This window comes from Corallococcus llansteffanensis (assembly GCF_003612055.1).
GTDB lineage: Bacteria > Myxococcota > Myxococcia > Myxococcales > Myxococcaceae > Corallococcus > Corallococcus llansteffanensis.
This window is the reverse complement of sequence record NZ_RAWB01000001.1, coordinates 29,178-52,748: the sequence shown is the minus strand read 5'-3', so window position 1 is coordinate 52,748 and position 23,571 is coordinate 29,178. Positions and strand designations below refer to the sequence as shown.

Here is a 23,571-nt window from a genome sequence, read left to right as displayed (position 1 = left end):
TCAGGTCTCCTTCATGTCCAGCCGCCGCCGCACCGCGGCCTGCAACCGGAAGCGCCGGGACACCCGCCGCGCCCGGGCCGTCATGAGCTGCTGCTCTCCCGTGCGCGCGTCGCGCCACACCGTGCGCCGCTCGGAGAAGGGCAGGGCGCGCAAGAGCGCCAGCAGCGCCCACGCCTCCTGCTGATCCATCGCCGCGGGCTCCCGGGGCACGCACGCGAGCACCGTGTCCAGCAGCCGGTGCACCCGGGGCGCGAGCGCGGCCTCACGCTCCGTCAGGGCCCGGAGCGCCGCGCACAGCCGTGCATGGCGCACCTCCTCCCACGAGCGCGCCGGCCGCTTCTTCGCGGCGGGGAGGGCCTCCTCCCCCTGGCCCGCGGACAGATCGCGGTACTTGCGGATCTCCGTCTCCACCTGGCGCCGGCACGCGCGCAGCGAGCGCAGCACCGGCTCCCCGGGCCGCGCGTCCCACAGCGCCTTCTCCGCCGAGCGGGAGATGCCGCGCGCCACCACCTCGAAGGGAACCCCCTCCTGCGCCCACGCCGTCACCAGCTCGGTATCCAACGCGGACAACATCAGCCCCGCGCCACGCACCGCGAGGAAGTAGTCCTGCACCAGCTCTTCAAAGCTGGCGCTCTCCGGCAGAAGGCTCATGATCCGCGAACGGCTCCAGGCAGGGCGGCCAGTCGTTCGACCGTCCGCTGTCCATACCCCCTGGGTCCGACATCGCAACCTTCCGGCCACTCTTCAAGACCTGGCTGGCTGCCCCCCGAGCACAATGAATTTGAAGTTTTCTCGCCTGCTATTCAACGGACCAAACGTCCGTCCGTCCAAGTTGACCCGCCTTGCGGAAACCGCGCATAGTGCGAGTCCCCTCATGGAAATTCCCGAAGATTCCCGGACACTTGCCAAGCAGGCAGGCCATCGGGAATGCCGGTCCCTCGCTCCTAGGAAGACCATGCGCCGCTCGCTACTCGTTTGCCTCGTTCTCCTGACTTCCATGGCTTCGGCCCAGGAGAAGAAAGCACTGCGCGACGCTGATCTGGGCAAGAAGTCCACCACCACCGTGGACAAGTCCCTCGCTGGCGACATCACGCGCCCGAAGGAAGCCCAGCAGGCCGCTCCCGCGCTGCAATATGATCAGTTCCGCCTGGGCGTGGAGGTGCAGGTCGCCTCCAAGCGCCGCGAGCAGATCGAATCGCTGCGCAAGATCATCTCCCTGTCGCCCGACCAGAAGGAGGCCCCCAGCCTGCTGTTCCGCCTGGGTGAGCTCTACTGGGAGGAGTCGAAGTTCTTCTTCTTCGAAGCCAACCGCAAGGACGACGAGCTCATCGTCGCCATGAACCGCAACGACGCCGCGGGCCAGCAGAAGGCCAAGGCGGAGAAGGCGGAGTTGATGGCGAAGGTGAAGGAGAACGGCAAGTACGCCGTCGAGCAGTACACGAAGATCGTCCAGGAGTACCCGAAGTTCGAGCGCACGGACGAAGTGCTCTTCTTCCTCGGCCAGTACCTGATGGAGGACGGCCAGGACAAGAAGGCGCTCGTCGCGTTCAAGCGCCTCATCGAGAAGTACCCGCAGTCCAAGTACATCCCGGACGCGTACTTCGCCTTCGGCGAGTATTACTTCAACAACTCCAAGGGCAAGCGCCCGGAGCTGGAGAAGGCGCTCGCCGCCTACAAGAAGGCCGCCGAGTTCCCGGAGAACCAGGTCTACGCCTTCGCCCTCTACAAGCAGGGCTGGTGCTACTTCAACATGGGCGAGTACGAGTCCGCGAAGGACAAGTACAAGACCGTCGTCCTCTACGGCGAGCTGGCCGGCGCCGCCGCGGTGGAGAAGGACGGCAAGGCCAAGGCGAAGGGTTCGCTCGTGCGCGAAGCCCGCGCCGACTACGTGCGCTCCTTCGCCCGCGAGGGTGACGTGACGCAGGCCCGCGCGGACTTCGGCAAGGTCGCCACCAACCCGGAAGACCGCTTCGCGATGATGAAGCAGCTCGCGAACCTGTACTACGGCGACGGCAAGGACCGCGAAGCGGCCATCACGTACAACGCCCTGATCAAGGAGAAGCCGCTGTCGCCGGAGGCGCCCGGCTTCCAGGGGAAGATCGTCGACTGCATCCTTCGCATGGGCAACAAGGAGCGCACCGTGGCCCAGGTGCGCCGGCTCGTGAAGATCATGAAGGACGTGGAGTCCTCTGGCGTCATCAAGGACGACAAGGACAAGAAGGCGCTCGCGGAGGCGAAGGAGCTGTCCGAGCGCACACTCTCCAACCTCGCCGTCACCTGGCACAACGAGGGCAAGAAGACGCGCAACGAGGAGACCTTCAAGTACGCGGACGCCGTGTACAGCGACTACCTCACGCTCTTCCCGGAGAACCCCAAGGCGTACGACCTGCGCTTCTTCTGGGCGGAGCTCCTCAACGACAACCTGCAGAACTTCGACAAGGCCGCCGCCAACTACACCCTCGTCGTCCTCCAGGACGCCAAGGTGCTGGAGGCCAAGGACGACAAGGGCAAGCCCAAGCCGGGCAAGCCGGGCAAGTGGCTGTCCAACGCCTCCTACAACGCGGTGCTCGCCTATGACGAAGTCGTCAAGGCGGCCGAAGCGCGCGGCGAGGCCAAGAGCGAGTCGGCCGGCTCCGACATCACCAAGAAGATCGCCATCCCCACGCTGAAGAAGTCGCTGCTGGATGCGTGCGAGCGCTACCTGAAGTACGTCCCCAAGGGCGACAAGCGCGTGGAGATCGCCTTCAAGGCGGCCAACATCTACTACCGCCACAACCACTTCGACGAAGCGGTGCTGCGCTTCAGCGAGATCGCGCTGGGCTACCCCGAGTACAAGTTCGAGGACGGCCAGCGCGCGGGTGAGATCGCCGCCAACCTCATCCTCGACTCGTACAACCTGCTGCAGGACTTCGCGAAGGTGAACGAGTGGGCGCGCCGCTTCTACGCGAACGACAAGCTCGCGGTGGGCAAGTTCCGCGACGACCTGGCGAAGCTGATTGAACAGTCGTCGTTCAAGCTGGTCAGCCAACTGGAGGAGAAGAAGGAGTTCTCCAAGGCGGCCGAGGCGTACCTGAACTTCGTCCACGACTTCCCGCAGACGGAGATCGCGGACCTGGCGCTCTACAACGCGTCCGTCGACTATTACAAGGCGAAGAGCCTGGACAAGGCCATCGAGGTCCGCAAGCGCCTGTTCGCGGAGTACCCGCGGTCCAAGTACGTCCCGGACTCCATCTACGCGAACGCGGAGGCGCTGGAGGCCATCGGTGACTTCGAGGACGCGGCGACCACCTACGAGCTCTACGTGCGCGGCTACGAGCGCAACCTGAGCGAGAAGGGCGGCGCTCCTGCGGCGAAGGCCCGCGCGAAGGCCAAGGCGAAGGCCCGCGCGAAGGCCTCCAACGACGACGCCCCCGCGAAGCCCGCGGTGGTGCAGAAGTGGGACGAGTCCAAGGCGCAGATCGCCCTGTTCAACGCGTCCACCTACCGCGAGGGCCTGGGCCAGCTGAAGGCCGCGCTGAAGAACCGCGAGCACTACCTGGAGCTGTGGCCGAAGTCGAAGGACGCCGAAGGCGTGTTCCTCTCCATCGTGGACCTGCACGTGAAGCAGGGCGCGACCATGAAGGCCATCAAGCTGCTGGAGGAGTACGAGCGTGACAACCAGCGCTCGTCGAGCAAGTTCCTCAACGCTGAAGGCCGCATCGTCGCCATCTACGAGAAGATGAAGAAGACGCGCGACGTGACGCGCATGAACAAGCGCATCTACGAGTACTTCGACCAGCTCCCGCGCCGCGCGCAGACGGCGCTGGAGAAGCCCGCGCTGGCCGCCGCCGCGCAGGCCAGCCTGCTCGCCATCGAGCCGGACTGGGTCGAGTTCAAGCGCCTGAAGCTGTACTGGGGCGTGCCGCCGTCGCCGGAGCGCTTCAAGGGCTCGCTGGCCGACAAGGGCCGCGCGCTGGAGGTCGTCCAGAAGAAGTACGTGCAGACGGTGGCCCTGGGCGCCCCGGAGCCGGCCATCTGCGCGCTGCAGCGCATTGGCATGGCGTACGACCACATGGCGGAGCTCGTGGTGAACGCGCCCATGCCGCGCGGCCTGGATGAAGAGTCGCAGCAGGCGCTGCGCGACGAGTTCACCAACCAGGCGCAGCCGCTCAAGGACAAGGCCACGGAGGCCTTCTCCGGCGCGGTCGCCAAGAGCCGCGAGCTGGGCGTGTTCAACGAGTGCGCCGCGGGCAGCCTGAAGATCCTCCGCGCCACCTACGCCCCGGACCGGTACCCGGAGGTGCTGGAGGAGAAGCTCGCGCTGAAGGGCAAGGAGCTGGTGCTGGGCGGTGACCTGCTGGCCGCCGTACAGGACATCCCGCCCCCCACGGCGAAGCCTGAGCAGGAGAAGCTGGCCAAGAGCGAGGCGCTCAACGAGGACCTGTCGACGCTGACGGATCAGCTCCGCCAGCAGACCGAGTCCGAGATCGCCAAGCCCGCTGCCTCCAAGGACGGCAGCGCGCCCAAGAAGACCGTTGATGATCAGGAGCCGGAGGACTTCCTCTAATGAACCGCACGCACCCGTTCCGTCCCGCCCTCCTCCTCGCCACGCTGGCGCTCAGCGCCGTCGGCTGCACCTCGTCGCAGACCGCGGCCAAGCCCGCGGCCACGAAGCCGGCGACCGTCGCGCCCACCGGGCCGGTGGCCATCTCCAACCGCGCCATGCTGCTGTTCGACGACGCGGTGAAGTCCTTCGACGCGCAGAAGAAGGCCAAGGCGTTCGACTACCCGTCGCTCGAGCGCAAGTTCAAGGCCGCCGCGGAGGCGGATCAGAACCTCGCGGAGGCCGAGTACAACCTGGGCGTCATCGCCGAGCGCATGGGCAAGCCCGACGAGGCGCGCGCCCACTACCAGGCGGCGCTCACCAAGAAGCCGTCGCTCCGGCAGGCGTCGGACAACCTGGCCATCATGCGCCAGAACTCCGGCGACGTGGCCGGCGCGGTGGCGCTCTACCAGGACGTGCTCGCCCGCTACCCGGACGACGCCGGCTCGCGCGCCCGCCTGGCGGAGATCTACCGGCAGAACAATGACCACGACAAGGCGATGGAGCTGTCGCGCGCCGCGCTCATGCGCGACCCGCAGAACACCAACGCCCTGAAGGTGATGATCCGCAGCTACCTGGAGCGCAAGCAGCTGGCCATGGCGAAGCTCGTCGCGCTGCGCGCGGTGAAGCTGGACGCCACGGATCCGGAGCTGCACCACGCCGTGGGCCTCATCCTCCAGAAGGAAGGGGACACCGCGGGCGCGCGCCTGCAGTTCAAGAGCGCGCTGGAGGCGAAGGCGGACTACGTGCCGTCGCACGTGGCGCTGGCGCAGCTGGCGCTGGACGCCGAGGACTTCCCCGGCGCGGAGGAGCACCTGCGCCGCATCCTGCAGTCGGATGGCAAGAACGCCGCCGCGCACGTGGACCTGGGCATCGCGCTCAAGGGCCAGGGCCAGTACGACAAGGCCATGCAGGAGTACGACGAGGCGGAGAAGCTCAACCCGGAGCTGGGCGCCACCTACCTCAACCGCGGCATCATCCTGCACAAGGTGAAGGACGCCCCGGAGCGCGCGGTGGAGCTGTACCGCAAGTACGTCGCCCTCGCGGGCGGCGAGGTCGCGCTCAACGCCGAGTCCCCCGTCTTCGGCCTGATGCGCGAAGCGGAGAGCATCGTGCAGGCCAAGCGCGAGGCGAAGGCCGCCGAGGAGCAGGCCAAGCAGATGGAGGCGCTCCAGGTCCAGCAGCAGGCCGCGATGAAGGCCGAGGAGGCGAAGCAGAAGGGCCAGCAGCCCCCCGCGCCCAACACCGCCGCGACGCCCGTGTCCGGCGACGGCACCGCCCCCAAGGCCACTCCGGCCGCCGCCACCGGCGCGCAGCCGGCCGCGGCCACTCCGGCGGGCGGTCCTCCGGCCGCGCCCGCCCAGAAGAATGCAGCCCCGGCGGACGCGGACGAGCCCGCCGACGACCTGCTGTGATGTGGGAGAAGCCCGCCAGTGGCTTCACGCTGGCGGTGTCACTCGGGATGATGCGAACCTCATGAGCCCCCGGCATGTCGCGGGGGTTGCCGTGCGAAACGAGTGGGCCCGGGAAGGGGCCCCACGTGGAGGCAGGATGCGGAAGTGGCTGATGCTGTGCGTGACGCTGTCGGTGGCTCCCGCCTTCGCCCAGGACGAGGGCGGCAAGGCGCAGGGCGGTGGCGAGGGCGGTGGTGCCCGGATGCAGAAGACGACCAACGTCGACTTCGAGGACGACACCATCGAGGGTGACCTCACGAAGCCGGATGGCGAGTACGTCGAGGCGCGCAAGTCGGTGAAGCACTCGAACCTCATCCGCATCCGCGAGGACTTCGAGGACAAGGTCATGCAGTCCGTGGGTGAGCTGTAAATCCTCACGAATTGCGGCGGGAACCTTCCGCCAGCCCTGTTGTCCAACGAGCGCGTAAGCGAACCGGGAGCCCCCCTTCATGGCCGTACCTCTGACACTCAAGGTCTTCAAGGGCGACACGCTGGTCGCCTCCAAGGACTACGAGCGCGACATCATCAAGATTGGTCGTCTGTCTTCCGCGCACCTGTGCCTGGAGGACGACAAGGTCAGCCGCATCCACTCCGTCATCGAGGTCGCGGGCGACGGCTCCATGTCCATCATCGACATGGGCAGCGTCGAAGGCACCTACGTCAACGGCAAGCGCGTCAACAAGGGGCAGGTCTCCTTCGGTGACGAGGTCCGCGTGGGCGGCACCACCATCCGCCTGGAGAACCCGGCCGCCGTCGCCGCGGTGAACCTGGCCGCCGCCGTCGCGCAGGCGGATGCGCCCACCGACAAGAACACCATCGTGGCCCCCGTGGCCGGCGCTTCCGCCGCCGCCATCGCGCAGGCCGTGGCCGCCCCGGTCGCTGTCGCCCCCGTGACGGCGCCCGTCGCCGCGCCGCGTCCTCCGGCCCCCGCCGCGATGGATGCGTCGGTCGCGCCCACGCAGAAGCACGCCGTGGTCCCCGCCGCCGAGCAGGCGCCGGAGGCCCCTTCCGAGGACGAGGAGGCGCCGCGCGTCCGCACCGTGCGCCGCACCAAGTCCAACGGGCCGCAGGGCGTGTCGCTGCGCCTGCTCTGGGGTGATCAGCGCGTGGGCGAGTTCTTCGTGCCCCCGGGCCAGAAGAAGGGCTTCACGGTCGGCTCCGCCAAGGGCGTGGACTTCGTGATGGGCGACGCCAAGCTGGGCGGCCCGTCCTTCGAGGTGCTGCGCACCGACGGCCAGTCCTTCTCCGTGCGCTTCGCGCGCAAGATGAAGGGCGAGCTCACCCGCAAGGGCCAGACGCTGGACCTGGAAGCCGTCATCGAGTCGGGCAAGGCGTCCAACGAGGGCGAGTCCTACGCGGTGACCCTGGAGGCGGACGACTTCTTCTGGGTGGACCTGGGCGGCGTCACGCTGGAGGCGCAGTTCCAGCCGGTGCCCAAGCGCGTGGTCGTGCCGGTGGGCGAGAACGTCGACTACACGGCGCTCAACATCTTCCTGGTGATGTTCTTCATCGCCACCGCGTTCGTCATCCACTCGATGAACAGCAGCGGGGAAGGGGACGAGTACGCGGACGAGCTCGCGGGCAATGACGCGCGCATCGCGAAGCTGATCATCAAGCCTCCGGAGACCCAGAAGAACAAGTTCCTGGAGAAGCTCAACCAGCAGAAGGAGAAGAAGTCGGGCGAGATGGCCCAGAAGTCGCGCGGCGACGAAGGCCAGATGGGCAAGAAGGACGCGCCCAAGGCCAACAACCGCACCGCGCCCAAGGGCGACCCGAACAAGAAGGACGAGGCGCGCGCCCTCACCGCGAAGATCTTCGGCGGTGGCAAGGGCGGCATCTCCACCATCTTCGGCAAGTCCGGCCTGGGCGGTGAGCTCAAGAGCGCCATGGGCAACATGTTCGGCGCCAAGGCGGGCGACGCGGGCGGCTTCGGCGGCCTGGGTCTGCGCGGCAGCGGCGGCGGTGGCGGCGGCACCGGTGACAGCATCGGCATCGGCGGCATCGGCACCAAGGGTCGTGGCGGCGGCAGCGGCAGCTACGGCACCGGCGTGGGCACGCTCGGCGGCAAGCAGAGCGTGGACGTGGGCATCACGTCTTCGGACCCGGAGGTCATGGGCTCGCTGGACAAGGAGCTCATCCGCCAGGTCATCCAGCGCAACCGCGGGCAGATCCGCTACTGCTACGAGAGCCTGCTCAACCGCTTCCCCAAGCTGGGCGGCAAGGTGTCCGTGAAGTTCATCATCAGCGCCACGGGCTCGGTGGCCACGTCCAACGTCGCGCAGTCCACGGCGGGCAACTCGGACCTGGAGACCTGCGTCGCGGGCCGCGTGCGCACCTGGAAGTTCCCGGAGCCCAAGGGTGGCGGCTCCGTGATCGTCACCTACCCGTTCATCTTCAAGCAGGCCGGCGACTAGCCTAGACTCGCAGCTCGAATCATCCGTGTTCCGCGCGGGCGGCCCTGGCGACAGGGCTGCCCGCTTCTTCACTTCCTCCTCCCGTCCCCGCGGGAGTCCTGCCCCCCCAGGCTGCCTTCCATGCAGAAAGTCCTTGCTCCTCTCGTCCTGTGCGCTTCCTTCCTCCTTCCCGGGGTGTCGGGTGCGCAGGAGACTCCCAGTGCCGGGTCCCCTGCGATGCAGGATCGGCCCGCGGTGACCTTCGACGAGGTCGAGCGCGGTGTGTACTTCGCGGTGTACGGCGGCCCCTCGTGGATCGCCAACCCTCCCGCGGCGTCGGGCCCCCGGCCCTTCTCGTCCGGACAGTTCGCCCAGGTGGAGCTGGGAATCGACCTGGGGGAGCGCCTGTCGCTGGGCGTCTTCTTCATGGGCTCGGTGAACCGCGCGGGGTCCGAGTACGTCGGCGACTCGCAGGGCGCGGCCTCCGGTGACTTCTCCATGATGACGCCGGGCGCGGTGCTGCGCGCCCGCCTGGTGGGCTTCGCGGACAGCCAGGAGGTCAAGCGCACGTGGATCTACGCCCGCGCCGGCGTGGGCTACGCGATGTTCTCTCCCAAGAAGCTCCTCCCGGATTCCGACATTCTTGTGTTTGCCGGGCCCGGAGTGGAGTACTACACGCGGCTGCGCCACTTCTCGGTGGGGCTGGAGGTCACGGGGAACTACCTCGCCTCCAAGGGCGCCTTCGGGTTCGCGGTCGCGCCCAACATTCGCTACGCGTTCTAGCGGGAGATTCACGTGGCTCAGGAGAATGGAAGCGGTGGATCGCGTCCGGGTGGACGCGGTCCGGGTGGGGGCGCGCCGGGTCAGGGGCCTCGCCGTGACGGGCCGGGTGGATTCGGCGGTCGTGGTGGCGGTCCAGGTGGTCCAGGCGGTGGCCGTGGCGGTGAAGGGCGCGGGCGGGGCGAAGGCCGTGGCCGCGACCGTGATGCCGGTCCGGTGGGTCCGGGCCAGCGCGTCATCGCCGAGCTGAGCGTCCTGGAGAAGGCGCTCTCCAAGAACGATTTCGCGGCGGAGAAGGGTCCGCTGGAGGCCATCGTCCGCTCGCTGCGGCCCATGAACCTCAAGTCGCTGGACGACCTGGACCTCAACACGCGAGGGCGCCTCATCACCACGCTCCTGCGCGTGCAGCGTCAGCCCAAGCCGGCCCTGCCGGAAGCGGGCGCCGAGGCTCCGGAAGCGTCCGCGTCGACGGAAGGTGCCGAGGCCGCTGCTCCCTCCGAGGCTCCGGCCGCGGAAGGCGAGGGCGCTGCTCCGGCCGAGGGTGCCACGCCCGCCGAGGCGGCTCCCGCGGCTCCGGCCGAGGATCCCGCGAAGGCGAAGCACGCGGCCTGGCTGGACGTGATGACGCTGGTGGGTCGCGTCTGGCGCGCCGCGGGGGATCGCGAGCGCTCCCAGGCGGCCTTCACGCTCAGCGGTCGCGAGCCGACCCCGGAGCCCGAGGCGCCTGCCCGGAGCGAGGCGCCGCGCGAGCGGTCCGAGCGTCCCGAGCGCGGTGGCCCTGGCGAGCGCCGGGAGCGTTCCGAGCGTCCTCCTCGTGGGGACCGTCCGGAGCGCGGTGCCGCCGGTGAGCGGCGCGAGCGTCCGCCCCGGGCCGACCGTCCGGAGCGCGCCGAGCGTCCGCCCCGCGGTGAGCGCCCCGAGCGCGCGCCGATGCCGGAGCTGACGGGCGACTGGAAGGAGCAGGCGACGCAGCTGGAGGGCATGGGCCGCACGCGCGATGCCGCGCGGCTGCACGAGCGCAACAACGGCTTCGCGGACGCCACCCGCCTGTTCGAGGCGGGCGGGGACCTGAAGAGCGCACTGCGCACGGCGCTGGCCGGGCAGGACAACGACGTGGCCCGTCGCCTCGTCGGCACGCTGCCGCCGGATCAGATCGGCCCCACGCTGGAGAAGGCGGGCGCGTACGAGCTCCTCATGGAGCACTACGTCGCCAAGGCCGACTTCGAGAACGTCGCCCGCCTGTACGAGCGCGCGCGCCAGTTCGACCAGGCGGCGCTCGCGTACGAGCGCGCCAACAAGCTGACCCTGGCGCGCAAGGCGTACGAGCGCGCCCGGGACCTGCCGAGCGCCAACCGCATCCGGGGCCTGGAGGTGAAGGCCCTGGTGGAGCGTGGCGACCGGCTGGGCGCGGCGACCCTGCTGGTGGCCGTGGGCCAGCGGCGTGAAGCGGTGGAGGTGCTGAGCCCCCTGCCGCCGCCCAAGGCGTTCCACTTCATGCAGCGGCTCACCCTCGAGGACGAGGCGAAGGAGCTCGCGCAGCGCGAGCTGGCCCGCGCCGAACAGGAGCAGAAGCCCGCCGGCCGCGCCCGGTGGCTGGAGCTGCTGGGCGACACGGCCGCCGCCGCGGAGACGTGGACGCAGGCGGGTCGCAAGGACAAGGCCCTGCCGCTGTACGAGAAGCTCGGGGACCTGCCCCGCGCCGCGCAGTTCGCCGAAGAGCTGCAGCAGCGCGAGAAGGCCATCGCGCTGTACACGCAGCTCAACGACAGCGCGGGCCTGGAGCGGGCGAAGGCCCTGCCCGAGGCTCCGGCCACGCCTCCCCCGGGCGCGGCGGGCGACAAGTCGGAAGCCGGTGACGATGCGGACGGCGCGGATGGCGCGGCGACGTCGGCGGAAAATGCTTCCTCGGCTGGCGAGCAAGAAAGCCAATAATTCCCATCGGTTGACGGGTTTTGCGCGATTGCCCGGGGGCGCCCGCGGCCGGTACACTCCGGCCGCTGGCGCCCTCGTTTCATTCACCCCCCTGGCCCCCGAGCATCATGGAACTGCCTTCCACCCCTGCGCGTCCCACGCTGCGTGTGACCGATGACCGCTCCTTCGTCGAGACCGAAGCGGCCCTGGAGAAAACAGGCCGGGTCGAGGAGCTGATCCGCCTGTACGAGGGACGCTCGCGGGACGTGCCCACGGAAGAGGCGGCGCGGCTCTTGTGCCGCGCGGCGGAGCTCGCGCACGAGCGGCAGCGCAACGCGCCTCGCGCGGAGGATCTGCTCAAGCGCGCGCTGCTGGTGGCGAAGGATCCGATGCCCGCGCTGCGTGGGCTCAAGCGGCTGCATGAGATCCGTCAGGACTCGGCGGCGCTGGTGGACGTGCTGGAGCGGTTGGGCGCCGCCACCCAGGGCGAGGAGAGCGCGGGCCACTACCTGAAGGCCGCGGATCTCTACGAGCAGAAGCTCTTCCGCCGCGACCGCGCGGTGCTGTGCCTTCAGCGCGCGGCGAGGGTGAAGCCCGACCGCGCGACGTTCCGGCGCGTGCGGCAGCTCTTGCTGAGCGAGGAGCGCTTCCAGCCGGCCTTCGAGGCGCTGCAGCGGGAGCGCGCGGCGCTGGGCGACGCGGGCATGGCGGAGGAGTACGCCGCGCTCGCGGAGCGTCTGGTGGACGACCCCACCGAGCACGTGCTGGCGCAGCAGGTGCTGGACGTGGCGCGGGAGTTGGATCCGCAGAACGCGCGCGCGGAGAAGGCCACCCGCGCGATGCAGCGCTTCGAGCAGGTGTGGCGCGACAAGGTGCGCATGCTGCGCGGCATGTCGCTGGAAGAGCGTGACCGCAAGAGCGCCGCGCGCCTGTCGTTGCTCGTGGCGAAGCTGTTCGCCTGGTACGACCCGACGGCCGCCGGCAAGGTGAAGGAAGCGCTGGACCGCTGCTTCCTGCTGTGGCCGGGCATGCCCGAAGCGCTCACGCTCATCGAGCGGATGGCGGAGCGCGCGGGTGACCACGCGCCGGCCATCGCGCAGCTGGAGGCGATGGCGGGCGAGGCGCGCGACCGGACGGCGCAGGTGGACCTGTGGCTGCGCGTGGGCACGCTCAAGCTGGGGCGGATGAACGACGCGGCCGGGGCGCTGGCCGCCTTCGAGAAGGCCGTGGCGGCGGATGCCTCGCGCGCGGACGCGGCGAGCCTCGCGGCGGAGCTGATGCTGGGCCAGGAGCGCTACCTGGAGGCGGTGGCCACGCTGGAGCGCTACCTGGGCACGGTGAAGGACCGCGCGCAGCAGGCGAGCCTGCGGCTGCGGCTGGCGGACCTGTGCATGCAGCAGTTGAAGGACCCGGAGGCGGCGCGCGAGCACCTGGAGGCGGCGCTGAAGCTGGAGCCCACCAACGCGCTCGCGGCCTTCCAGCTGTCGCGCCTGCTGGCGGAGGACGAGAAGCTGGACGAGGTGCTGCCGCTCCTGGAGCTGGCGATGCTCGCCCCGCGTCCGCGCGCCGAGCGCGTGGCGTTCTGCGAGGCGCTGGCGCTGATGTTCGAGGAGCAGGAGAACGAGCGCGGCGCCTTCGAGGTCCTGGCGCGCGCGCTGGAGCTGGAGCCGGGACGGCCGCTCCTGCTCAACACGGTGGTGGAGCACGCGGAGAAGGCCAACGCGCAGCCGGCGCTGGCCCATGCCCTGCTGCGCGCGGCGCAGGCGGCGGCGCCTCCGGCGGTGGCGGTGGCGCTGTGGCGGCACCTGGCGCAGCTGCTCCAGGGGCCGCTGGCGGATCCCGTGCGCGCGGAGGCCGCGTGGCGCGAGGTGCTCTCGCGCGTGCCGGGAGACTCGGTGGCGAGCGAGGCCGTGAAGTCGCTGCAGGCGGCCGCGGCGCTGGCGGATGATCCGAAGACGCGGCTGGAGACGGACATCGCGCGTCGTGAGGCGTCTGGCGCGTCCCCGGAGGAGCTGGAAGCGCTCGTGCGCCAGTGGGTGCAGCTCGCGCCCGAGGATGCGGGCGCGGTGCAGCGCCTCCAGGCGCTGTGCGTGGCGCTGTCGAAGTTCGAGGAGGCCGCGTCGCTGGCCGCGAAGCTCGCGACGCTCGCCGAGTCGCAGCTCGAGCGCAACGAGTGGACCGCGCGGCAGGCGAAGCTGTACGCGGAGCGGCTGAACCGCCAGGAGGACGCGGCGGACCTGTTCCTGGGCCTGCTGGCGGAGAACGTCTCCACCGGCGTGGTGGTGGGCGGCCTGGAGCGACTGGCGGCCGGTGGCGTGCGCACCGCCGCGCTGACCGAGGCCCTGGCGAACCACTACGGGCGCACGGGAGACCATCAGCGCCAGGTGGCCGCGCTCCAGCAGCAGCTGGACTCCACGACGGACGCGGCGACGCGCAAGCGGCTCCTGACGGTGCTGGCCAGCATCCACGAGAAGCAGCTCGCGGACAGCCGCGCCGCCTTCGACACGCGGCTGCGCATGGTGCGCGAGGAGCCCCGGGACGAAGCGGGACGCTCGGAGACGGCGCGCCTGGCGCGCGACCTGTCCGCCCACGCAGAACTGGGCCGCGTGCTGCGCACGCTCGCCACCGAGGCCGAGGATCCGGCCCTGGCCGTGCAGCTGCTCTCCGAGGCGTCGGTGCTCGCGGAGGAGGGCGGGATGGCGGCGGAGGCCATCACCGCGCTGGAGGCCGCGCTGTCGCGCGCGCCCGAGGCGCCGCAGGTGCTCCAGCGCCTCGTGCGGTTGTACGGCCGCGCGGGCCGCTCGGCGGACGCGGAGACGCTGCTGCGCAAGCGCATCCACGCGACGCGTGGACCGGAGCGGCTGGAGCTGTTGCTGCGCCTGGTGGAGCTCAACGTCGAGCTGGGCCGTCCCCTGGAAGCCGCCGAAGCGCTCCAGTCCGCCATCACCCACGGCGCGGAGGAGGGCCGGCACCTGCCGCGCCTCGCCGAGCTGTATGAGAAGGCCGGCATGAAGCGCGAGCTGGGGGACACCCTGGCGCGGATGATCGGCCTCGCGGAGACGGCCGGGGACGCGGATCACGTGTCGCGGCTGAAGCTGCGTCGCGCGCAGCTGCTGCAGGGCTCACAGGATGGCAGCGCGGAGGCGGTGCAGAGCTACGGCGACCTGCTCCGTCAGCGCCCGTCGGATCCGGACGCGCTCGCGGCGCTGGAGGCGATGCTGGCCTCGGGCCCGTCGCGCGAGGCTGCGGCGCGGGCGCTGATCCCCGCGTATGAGCGCACCAAGGAGCACCGCAAGCTGGTGGCGACGCTGGACGTGCTCTCGGAAGTGGCGCGAGACGACGCCGGCCGGGTGCAGGCGCTGCGCTCCGCGGCCCAGGTGCACCTGGCGCACCTGCGGCAGCCGGAGCTGGCGTTCGCGTCGCTCGCGCGGGCGATGCGCATGGCCCCGGCGGACGCGGGCCTGCGGGCCGCCGCGCGTCAGGCCGCGGAGGACGCGGACTCGCTCGACAGCTTCGCGGAGATCCTCGTCGAGCTGACGGAAGAGGGCGACGTCGGCCCGTCGCGCGCGGCGCTGCTGCGCGAGCTGGCGGAGGTGCAGGAGAAGAAGCTGGATGACCGTCAGGGCGCGGTGAAGGCCCTGCGCGCGCTGCTGGTGCTGGAGCCGGGCAACCTCGACAGCCTGCGGGCCCTGCAGCGGTTGCACCGCGCGGGCGAGGAGTGGGCGGCGCTGGCGGAGGTGCTGGAGAAGCTGGCGGCCGCATCGCAGGAGCCGGCGGATCAGCTCGTGTCGCTGCGCGAGGCCGCGCTGCTGCATGAGACGAAGCTCACCGACAAGGAGAGCGCCGCCGCCGCGTGGCGCGCCATCGCGGAGCGCGACCCCGCGCAGCGCGAGGCCGCCACCGCGTTGGATCGGCTCTACACGGACCTCGACCGCTCCAAGGATCTGGCGTGGACGCTCGCGCTCCGGCGCAACCAGGAAGGCCAGAGCCCGCAGGGTCGCGAGGTCTCCTTCCGCCTGGCGGAGCTGCTGCGCACGGAGCTCGACGACGCCAACGCGGCGCTGGGGCTCTACAAGCGCATCCTGACCGAGGATCCGGGGCATCCGGGCGCGCGCGCCGCGCTGGAGGCCTGGGTGAAGGCGGCGGTGCCCACGAGCGGGGCGGCGCTGGAGGTGCTGGACAAGGTGCTGGCGCAGGTGGGCGACCACGCCCGTCGCGTGGCGCTGCGCGAGACGCGGATGGAGTCCGCGCTCACGGTGGAGAAGATCATCCTCGCGGGGGAGATCCGCCGCATCTACGAGCGCGACATGCAGCAGCCGTCGCTCGCGTTCATGGCGTCGGTGAAGGCGTTCGCCAACGGCCTGGACCGCGAAGGCGTGCGGCCGGACCTGGAGCGGCTGGCGCGCGAGACGGGCAGCCACGAGGTGCTGGCGGAGATCTACGAGAGCGCCGCGGTGGACCTCACCTCCGGTGATCCGGTGGCGCTGGACCTGCTGCGCCGCGCGGCGGAGCTGCGCGAGGGCCTGGATCAGCCCGAGGAGGCCACGCGCCTCTGGAAGAACCTGCTGTCAGACGCGCCGCAGGACCGTCAGGCGCTGGAGGCGCTGTCCCGGCTGTACGAGAAGGGCCAGAACGCGAAGAGCCTGTCGGAGGTCTATGCCCGCCAGGCGCAGCTCGCCACCGACCCGGAGACGCGCCTGGGCCTGCTGCTCAAGGCCGGTGAGGCCTTCGCGAGCGCGGGCGAGGACACGAAGGCCATCGAGGCCCTGCGCTCCGCGCTGGCGCTGAGCAAGGTGCCCGAAGGGCTGCTGGCGCTCGACAAGCTGTATGCCAAGACGCGCCGCTTCGTGGAGCAGGCGGACGTGTTGGATCAGCTCGCCGAGCTGGCGCCGGACGAACCGGGACGGCGTGCGTACCTGCTGCGCCGCGCGCAGTTGCTGGAGAAGGAGGTCGGCCCCGCCGAGGCGCTTCCCGTGTACCGCCGGCTGCTGGAGCTGTCGCCCGGCGACGGCCAGGTGGTGGCGGGCCTGGAGCGGCTGCTCGCGCACGACGGCCCCCGGCTGGAGGCGGCGCGGCTCTTGGAGCCCGTCTACCGCGGCCTCAACGACACGCGGAAGCTGGTGGACGTGCTGGAGGTGCTCCTGCCTGGAGTGCCGCCGGAGAAGCGCCTGGAGCGGCTGCAGGAGATCGCCATCCTGCGCGAGGGCCTGGGCCAGACGTCGCTCGCCTTCGTCGCGCGCCTGCGCGCCTTCAACGAGCTGCCCGCGGAAGCCAGCGTGCGCGACGAGCTGGAGCGGCTCGCGGCGGACTCGGGTTCCTTCGAGGAGGTGGCGGCGGCCTACGAGGATCAGCTCGAGCGCGACCCCGCGGAGCCCCTGGCGGGCGACCTGTGGCGGCGGCTCGCGGCCATCTACGACAACCGCCTGAAGCGCTACGACCTGGCGGTGCGCGCGCTGGAGCAGGTGAGCCGGCGCGACCCGATGAACAAGACGGTGCTGGAGGCCATCGCTCGCGTGCATCGCCGCACGGGCGCGCACCGGGAGCTGGCGCTCGTCATGCGCCGGCAGGTGGCCGCGGAGCCGACCCCCGCCTCGCAGGTGAACCTGCTCTTCGAGCTGGCGCACCTGGCCGAGGAGACGCTGGCGGACAAGTCGCTCGCGGCGCAGGCGTACCGCGAGGTGCTGGAGCGCCGTCCGGAGAACGCCAACGCGCTGAAGCTGCTGGGCCGCGTGCTCGCGGACATGGAGCGCTGGGCGGAGCTCGCGCAGCACGTCGAGCGTGAAATCCAGATGGCGGATGCGCGCGACGCGCAGGAAGAGGCGTCCGACCTGCGGGTGCGCCTGGGCCGTCTGAAGGTCTCGCGCCTGGATGATCCGCGCGGCGCGCTGGAGCTGTACCAGGCCGTCCTCGCGCGGCGCGCCGGCCACCCGGGAGCGGTGGGCGCGCTCGAGGAGCTGGCGCGTTCGGAGAGCCCGCTGCGAGGCGCGGCGGCGAGCGCCCTGGAGCCCGTCTTCGCTTCGGTGGGCAACCACCTGAAGCAGGTGGAGATGCTGGAGTCGCGTGCCTCCGCGGAGGCCGTGCCGCAGGAGCGGGCCGCGCTCTTGCGCCGCATCTCGGAGATCTACTCCACCGCGCTGGAGAACGCGGAGATGGCGTTCCTCTCCGCCACGCGAGCGCTTCGCGAGCTGCCGGAGGATCCTCGCTCGCTGGAGCTGTGCGTCTCGCTGGTGGACAAGGCGGAGGCCCCGGAAGAGCTGTGCGCGGTGCTGATGGAGGTCGCGCCCAAGGCCGGTGACGCCGCCCGCGCGGAGCTGTACCGCACGCTCGCGAGGCTGCAGGTGGACCTGGGCGAGCCGGCCGAGGCGCTGGCGTCCTGGAAGCGCGTCCTGGAGCTCAAGCCCACGGACCACGAGGCGCTGGATGGCACGGCGCGCCTGGTGGCGTCGCAGGGCCGTCCGTCGGAACTCTTGGAAGTGCTGCGCCGTCAGCTCGCGCTGTCGGAAGAGCCGGCGCGTCGCGCCACGGTGCTCTTCCAGATTGGCGCGTTGCAGGAGGAGCAGCTCAAGGACACGTTGGGTGCCCTGGCCACGTTCCGGCGCCTGCTGGAGCTCAAGCCGGATGACGCCGCCGCGCTCGCGCGGATGGAAGCGCTCTGCCAGAAGCAGGAGCGCTGGCCGGAGCTCGCGGACGTCCTCGCGCGGCGCATTGCGCTGATGCCGACGGAGGAGGGACTGGAGCTGAAGTTCCGCCTCGCGACGGTGCGCGAGTCCAAGCTGCTCGACAAGGTGGGCGCGCTGGCGCTGTACAGCGAAGTGCTGGCGGTGCAGCCCAACCACCCGGGCGCGGTGGGCCGCATGGAAGCGCTGGTGGCGCGCGAGCCCCAGAACCTGCTCGCGGTGGAGACGCTGCTGCGCGCCTTCCGCGCGAGCGGTGACGTCCAGCGGCTGGCGCAGCTGATTGAAACGCGCGTGGGCGTGTCCCCGGACTCGGTCGAGCGCAAGCAGCTGCTCGGCGAGCTGGCCACGCTGCGCGAGACGCAGGGCGAAGGCGAGCTGGCCTTCCTCGCGCTCTACCGTGGCTTCAAGGAGGATCCGAACGACGCGGAGGTCCGCCGCCGGCTGGAGAACGCCACCGACGTCGCGGGCAGCTATGACGAGCTGGTGGTGCTCTACGAAGAGGCCCTGCCGCGCATCGCCGAGGCCGCCGACGCGGCCCAGGTGTGCCTCAAGCTGGGGCAGCTCCTGGAGACGCGGCTGCGTGATCCCGACCGCGCGGTGTCCTACTTCGAGCGTGCGCGCACGTTGCACGCCTCGGTGCAGGAGCGCTCGCTCGTCGCTTTGGACCGCCTCTACCTGCACCTGGAGGCGTGGCCGGAGCTGGCCGGTGTGCTGGAGGCGCTGGCGACCGGCGCGACCACGACCGCGGACAAGCTGGGCTTCCTCTTCCGCCTGGGGCAGCTCTACCAGGAGCGGCTGGACAGCCCGGACCGCGCGGCGAGCGCCTACGAGGCCATCCTCGCGCTGGAGCCCGGACACCTCGCCTCGGCGCGACTGCTGGAGGGCATCTACGAGGGCGCGGGTGCGTCCGAGAAGCTCTACGCCATCCTGAAGCTCCAGGCGGACAAGGTCGTCGGCAGCGAGCGCGACCGCGTGCTTGGCAAGATGGCGCAGGTGTCGGCCGAAGGGCTGTCGGACCTGGGTCGCTCCATCGACCTGTATCGCGAGCTGCTGACGAAGAACCCGCGCAACGAGCAGGTCTTCTCCGCGCTCGAGTCGCTGTACGAGCGCGCCAACCGTCCGCAGGACCTGCGCGAACTGCTCGAGGGCCGGCTCGCCCTCACGCTCGATCCGCGCGAGGTGGTGCGCCTTAACGAGCGGCTGGGCCGCGTGGTGTACCGGTTGCTCAAGCAGCCGGACGCGGCGGTGCTGTACTTCAAGGCGGCGCTGGACCGCGACGCGCGCCACCGCGGCGTGCTGGACACGCTGCGCGAGCTGTACGACGAGACGGGCCAGCGCGAGGAGCTGGTGGGCGTGCTGCGCCGCCTGGTCCCGCTGCAGGAGAACAGCGAGGGCGTGAAGGCGCTGCGCCTGCGGCTGGCCGAGGTGCTCGCGGGCATGGGCCGGCGCGAGGAGTCGCTGGACGCGGCCCGCCGCGCGCTGGAGGTCGAACCGCACATCGTCTCCGACCTGGAGCGCGTGTACGCGCTGTCCGTGTCGCTGCGCGCGTGGAACGACGCGGTGCGCGCCCTGGAGCTCAAGGTCCAGGTACACCTGCAGACCGAGGAGCGCGACCCGGCCATCGCCGCGTACTTCACCGTCGCGGAGCTGTGGGAGGGGCAGGGTGGCAAGCCCGAGCTCTCCGCGGGCGCGCTGGAGAAGGTGCTGGAGCTGGATCCGGCGAACCGCACCGCCTACGAGCGCGTGTGCACGCTGTACCGGACGCACAACGACTGGCGTGCGTACGCGACGGTGATGGACCGCTACATGCCAAACCTCGTCACCGACGAGGAGAAGCTGGCGGCCCTTCGCGAGATCGCCCGCGTTCAGGAAGAGCGCCTGGGCCAGAAGGACGTGGCGTTCCTGGCGCTGTGCCGCGCGCTGCAGCTGGACGCGACGGAGGACGGGCTGCGCGAGGAGGTGGAGCGCCTCGCGGACGAGACGGGCAGCCACGAAGAGCTGGCGGCCGTCTACGAGGAGGTCGCGGACGAGCTGCCGCGCGGACCGCTCGCCGAGCGGCTGTACGCCACGCTCGCGCGCATCCACGACACGCGCCTGGATGATCCGCAGGCCGCCGAGGCCGCGTTCCGGAAGATCCTCGAGTTCGACCCCACCAACGCCACCGCGCTGGACGGGCTGGCGGCGGTGTTCCAGCGGCGCGGCCGCGACCGCGAATACGTCGTCGCGCTGGAGCAGAAGCTGGAGGCCGCGGGCTCCATCGAGGCGCGCAAGGGCATCCTCAAGGAGATCGCCCGCGTCTGGGACGAGACGCTGGAGGACCCCACCGAGGCGGCCAGCGCCCTGCTGCGCGCGCTGGATCTGGAGCCGGACCTCGAGACGCTCGGCGTCCTCACGAAGCTCTACCGCAGCGGGGGGGCGCACCGCGATGTGACCACCACGCTGCTGCGTGCGCGCGACCTCGCCTCTTCCGCCGAGGAGCGTGCGCGCATCCAGGTGGAGGTGGCGAACGTCTACGAGCGCGACCTGAAGGACGACGAGTCCGCGGTGTCCGCGTTCCGGATGGCGCTGGAGTTCGACCCGGTCAACCGCGAGGCGCTGGAGTCGCTGGAGCGGCTGCACATCCGGTTGGATCATCCGGCGGACCTGCTCGCCATCTACGAGCGGATGCTGGAGCTGAGCCAGGACTACCGCGAGAAGGTCCGCGTCCTCTTCCGCAGCGCGACCATCTGGGAGGACACGTACCAGAACCCGGCCAACGCCGACGCGTGCGTGGAGGGCGTGCTCTCCATCGACCCGCAGAACGTGCCGGCCATCAAGTCCCTCATCAGGCTGCGCCGCGCGCAGGGCCGGTGGGAGGACCTCATCGCCGCGTACGAGCGCCAGCTCGCGCTCGCCACGAGCCCGCAGGAGCAGGCGGAGCTGTACGTGGAGATCGGCAACGTCCAGTACCAGCAGCTCAAGGTGGTGGACCGCGCGGTGAACAGCTACCACGCGGCGCTCGCCACGGACCCCGACTCCCGTCAGGCGCTGCACGCGCTGGGCAACCTCTACGAGCGCAGCGGCAACTGGCCTTTCGCGCTGGAGATGCTGCAGAAGGAAGCCCAGGTCGTGGGCACCGACCCGGTGGCGGTGGAGCTGTGGCACCGGCTGGGGAAGATCAACGAGGACATGCTGTCGGACATGGCCAGCGCGCGCACCGCGTACCAGCAGGCGCTCGCCATTGATCCGGGCCACCTGCCCACCATCCGCGCCCTCAAGGGCATCCAGGAGCAGGAGAAGGACTGGGGCGGCTACGAGCAGACGCTCCTGCAGGAGGCGCAGCAGACGGAGGACCCGGCCGCCAAGGGCCGCGCCCTGCTGGATGTCGCGCGCTACCACGCGGAGACGCGCGAGGATCGCGAGACGGCCACCCACTACTGGGAGGAGGCCCTCAAGCACGTCCCGGACAGCCTGGAGGCGGCACGCCCGCTGGCGGACGTCTACATCGCGCGGGAGGACTGGGCGTCGGCGGAGCGGATGCTCGATATCGTCACGCGCAAGATGGCGGAGAAGGCCATGGCGGAGAAGGACGCCGCCATCGCCCAGGACCTCTGCCGCCAGCTCTACCGGCTGGGCTACGTGACGGAGAAGCTGGGCCGGCGCGACAAGGCGCTCAGCTCGTATGAAAAGGCCTACGGGCTGGATGCCACGTACCTGCCGGCGCTGGAGGGCTACGGCAACCTGCTCGTGCAGGCGAAGCGGTACGAGGACGCGCTCAAGGTCTTCCAGACCATCCTCATCCACCACCGCGAGGAGCTGACGGACCTGGAGGTGGTGGAGGTCTACTGGCAGCTGGGTGACGTGCACGCCGCGCTCGGCCAGGCGGACCGCGCGCAGAACCACTTCGAGAAGGCCCTCGCCATCGACCCGCAGCACGAGCCGACGCTGCGCGCGTTGGTGACGCTGATGGACAAGGCGGGCCGCTACGAGAAGTCCGCGGAGCTGCGCCAGGAACTCGTCAACAGCCTGGAGGGCGAGGCGAAGGTCAAGGTCTACCTGGAGCTGGGGCGCATCGCGCGCGACGAACTGCACGACCCGTACATGGCCATCGACGCGTTCAGCGGCGCCCTCAAGACGCAGCCGGAGGCGCCGGAAGTCATGGACGCGCTCTACCGCCTGCTGCGCGAGACGCGTCAGGGCCAGAAGGCCGCGGACGTGCTGGGCCGCATGCTGGCGCTGCCCGCGCTCACGTCGGAGCCGCACAAGGCCAAGCGCGTGTGGTTCGCGCTCGGCGAAATCCGCCGCGACGAGCTGAAGGACGTGGAGGGCGCGACGCAGGCCTTCAACGCCGCGCTCGATCTGGATCACCGCTTCGTGGAGGCCTTCAGCGCGCTGGAAGCGCTGCTCGGCGGGGCGCGCCAGTGGAAGGTGCTGGAGGAGAACTACACGCGCATGCTCTCGCGTCTGCCCAAGACGCCGGACACGCACCCGGCCCGCATGACGCTGTGGCGCGCGCTGGGTGACCTGTACCTCCAGGTGCTCAAGCACCCGGAAGGCGCGGTGGCCGCCTACGGCGTCGCGGCGAAGGGCATGCCGGACGACCCGGTCATTCAGGAGACGTTCGCGGAGGTCGCAGGCCAGATGCCGGGCCGCGAGGAAGAGGCCATCGTGGCGCTGCGCCGCGCGCTGCCGAACACGGAGAACCCGCGCAAGGTGGTGGGCCACCTGGTGCGGCTGTCCGCGGTGCGCAAGGACTACGACGCCGCGTGGCTCGCGGCCCAGGCAGTGTCCGGGCTGCTGGGCGAGGCGGGGGAGGACGAGCAGGAGATCCTCACCAAGCTGGGGCCCTACGCGAAGAAGAAGGAGCTGGCCCAGCGTCCTCTGACGGACCGGCTGTGGCAGACGGCGCTCTTCCACCCGAAGGTGCGCGGGCCGCTGTCGGAACTCTTGGGGCTGCTCTTCGAGAAGGCGGGGCACCTGTACGCGGTGCCGTTTCCGCAGTACCAGCTGGTCCCCAAGCGCCACCGCATCGACGTGGCGACGGCGCAGGAGTACCACGTCAACCACTACCGCTACGTCGCGCGGCTCTTCGGCATGGAGGCGGTGGAGCTGTACTCGCCGTTCCTCGTGGCGACGCGCGAGCGGCTGGCGAAGCGCTCCAACGAACCGGCCCCCGAGCCGCTCGTGAACGTGGACCTGCTCCAGACGCATCCCGCGTGCGTGCGTGTGGGCGGGAAGTACTTCGCGGAGCAGGGGCAGAAGGAGGTGTACTACCTCCTGGGCAGGACGCTGGCCCTGGCCCGTCCGGAGCTGGCGTTCAGCCAGCGCGTCGCACCCGAGCGGCTGGAGGCCGTGGTGCAGGCGGCGCTCAGCCTGGTGGTGGGCAACGTGCGCTTCACGGTGGATCCGCGGCTGGTGGACGCCGAGCGGCAGCTGCTCCAGAAGAGCCTGAGCGAGCCCGACCGGGCCGCCCTGGCGAAGGTCGCGCGGGCCTACCTGCCCACGGCGACGCCGCAGGATGTGCGCACCTGGCTGGAGGGCGCGGAGCTCACCGCGTCGCGCGCGGGCCTCTTCGCCGCGGGCGAGCTGGAGCCCGTGCGCCGCATGGTCCAGGGCGAGACGGGCTCGTCGTTCCGCGTCCCGTCGCGCACCAAGCTGCGGGAGTTGCTGGTGTTCGCGACCTCCGAGGACCTCCACGAGCTGCGTGTGGCTGTTGGCACACACGTGGAAGTGCAGGCTCGAAAGTAGGGCCCTCAGACCGACGCGAGGGTTCACGCGTTGAAAGCAGGCGGGCG

At 70.7% G+C, this 23,571-nt stretch carries 9 protein-coding genes; 8 read left to right on the top strand and 1 reads right to left on the bottom strand.

The features are described from left to right. Entirely contained in the window at nucleotides 1-651 is a 651-nt protein-coding gene (locus tag D7V93_RS00155) for a hypothetical protein (RefSeq protein WP_120641371.1), read from the bottom strand. 304 nt (nucleotides 652-955) lie between these two features. Between D7V93_RS00155 and D7V93_RS00150 the strand changes: the two genes are divergently transcribed. The 8 genes from D7V93_RS00150 (at nucleotide 956) to D7V93_RS00120 (ending at nucleotide 23,524) form a co-directional block, all read left to right on the top strand. Further along, nucleotides 956-4,546, top strand: coding sequence for a tetratricopeptide repeat protein (locus D7V93_RS00150; RefSeq protein WP_208722874.1), 3,591 nt, complete (start codon nucleotides 956-958; stop codon nucleotides 4,544-4,546). Then, complete coding sequence (gene gltE / locus D7V93_RS00145) at nucleotides 4,546-5,997, top strand: adventurous gliding motility TPR repeat lipoprotein GltE (RefSeq protein WP_120641369.1); 1,452 nt, start codon at nucleotides 4,546-4,548, stop codon at nucleotides 5,995-5,997. The genes D7V93_RS00150 and gltE overlap by 1 nt, the downstream gene beginning before the upstream one ends. A gap of 136 nt (nucleotides 5,998-6,133) precedes the next feature. Further along, nucleotides 6,134-6,406, top strand: coding sequence for an adventurous gliding motility protein CglF (gene cglF / locus D7V93_RS00140; protein WP_120623408.1), 273 nt, complete (start codon nucleotides 6,134-6,136; stop codon nucleotides 6,404-6,406). Nucleotides 6,407-6,485: 79 nt separating this feature from the next. After that, a complete protein-coding gene (gene gltG / locus D7V93_RS00135; RefSeq protein WP_120641368.1) occupies nucleotides 6,486-8,450 on the top strand; it encodes an adventurous gliding motility protein GltG in 1,965 nt (654 codons plus the stop codon). A gap of 120 nt (nucleotides 8,451-8,570) precedes the next feature. Then, the gene (gene cglE / locus D7V93_RS00130; RefSeq protein ID WP_120641367.1) at nucleotides 8,571-9,212 is read left to right on the top strand and encodes an adventurous gliding motility protein CglE; all 642 of its coding nucleotides are present in this window, start codon (nucleotides 8,571-8,573) and stop codon (nucleotides 9,210-9,212) included. 34 nt (nucleotides 9,213-9,246) lie between these two features. Then, nucleotides 9,247-9,459: a hypothetical protein gene (locus D7V93_RS47235; RefSeq protein ID WP_208722873.1), complete on the top strand. Its 213-nt coding sequence runs from the start codon at nucleotides 9,247-9,249 to the stop codon at nucleotides 9,457-9,459. After that, complete coding sequence (locus D7V93_RS00125) at nucleotides 9,426-11,141, top strand: tetratricopeptide repeat protein (protein WP_208722872.1); 1,716 nt, start codon at nucleotides 9,426-9,428, stop codon at nucleotides 11,139-11,141. The genes D7V93_RS47235 and D7V93_RS00125 overlap by 34 nt, the downstream gene beginning before the upstream one ends. A gap of 107 nt (nucleotides 11,142-11,248) precedes the next feature. Next, on the top strand, nucleotides 11,249-23,524 hold the full coding sequence (locus D7V93_RS00120; RefSeq protein ID WP_120641365.1) for a tetratricopeptide repeat protein: 12,276 nt from the start codon (nucleotides 11,249-11,251) through the stop codon (nucleotides 23,522-23,524). Nucleotides 23,525-23,571: the final 47 nt, after the last annotated feature.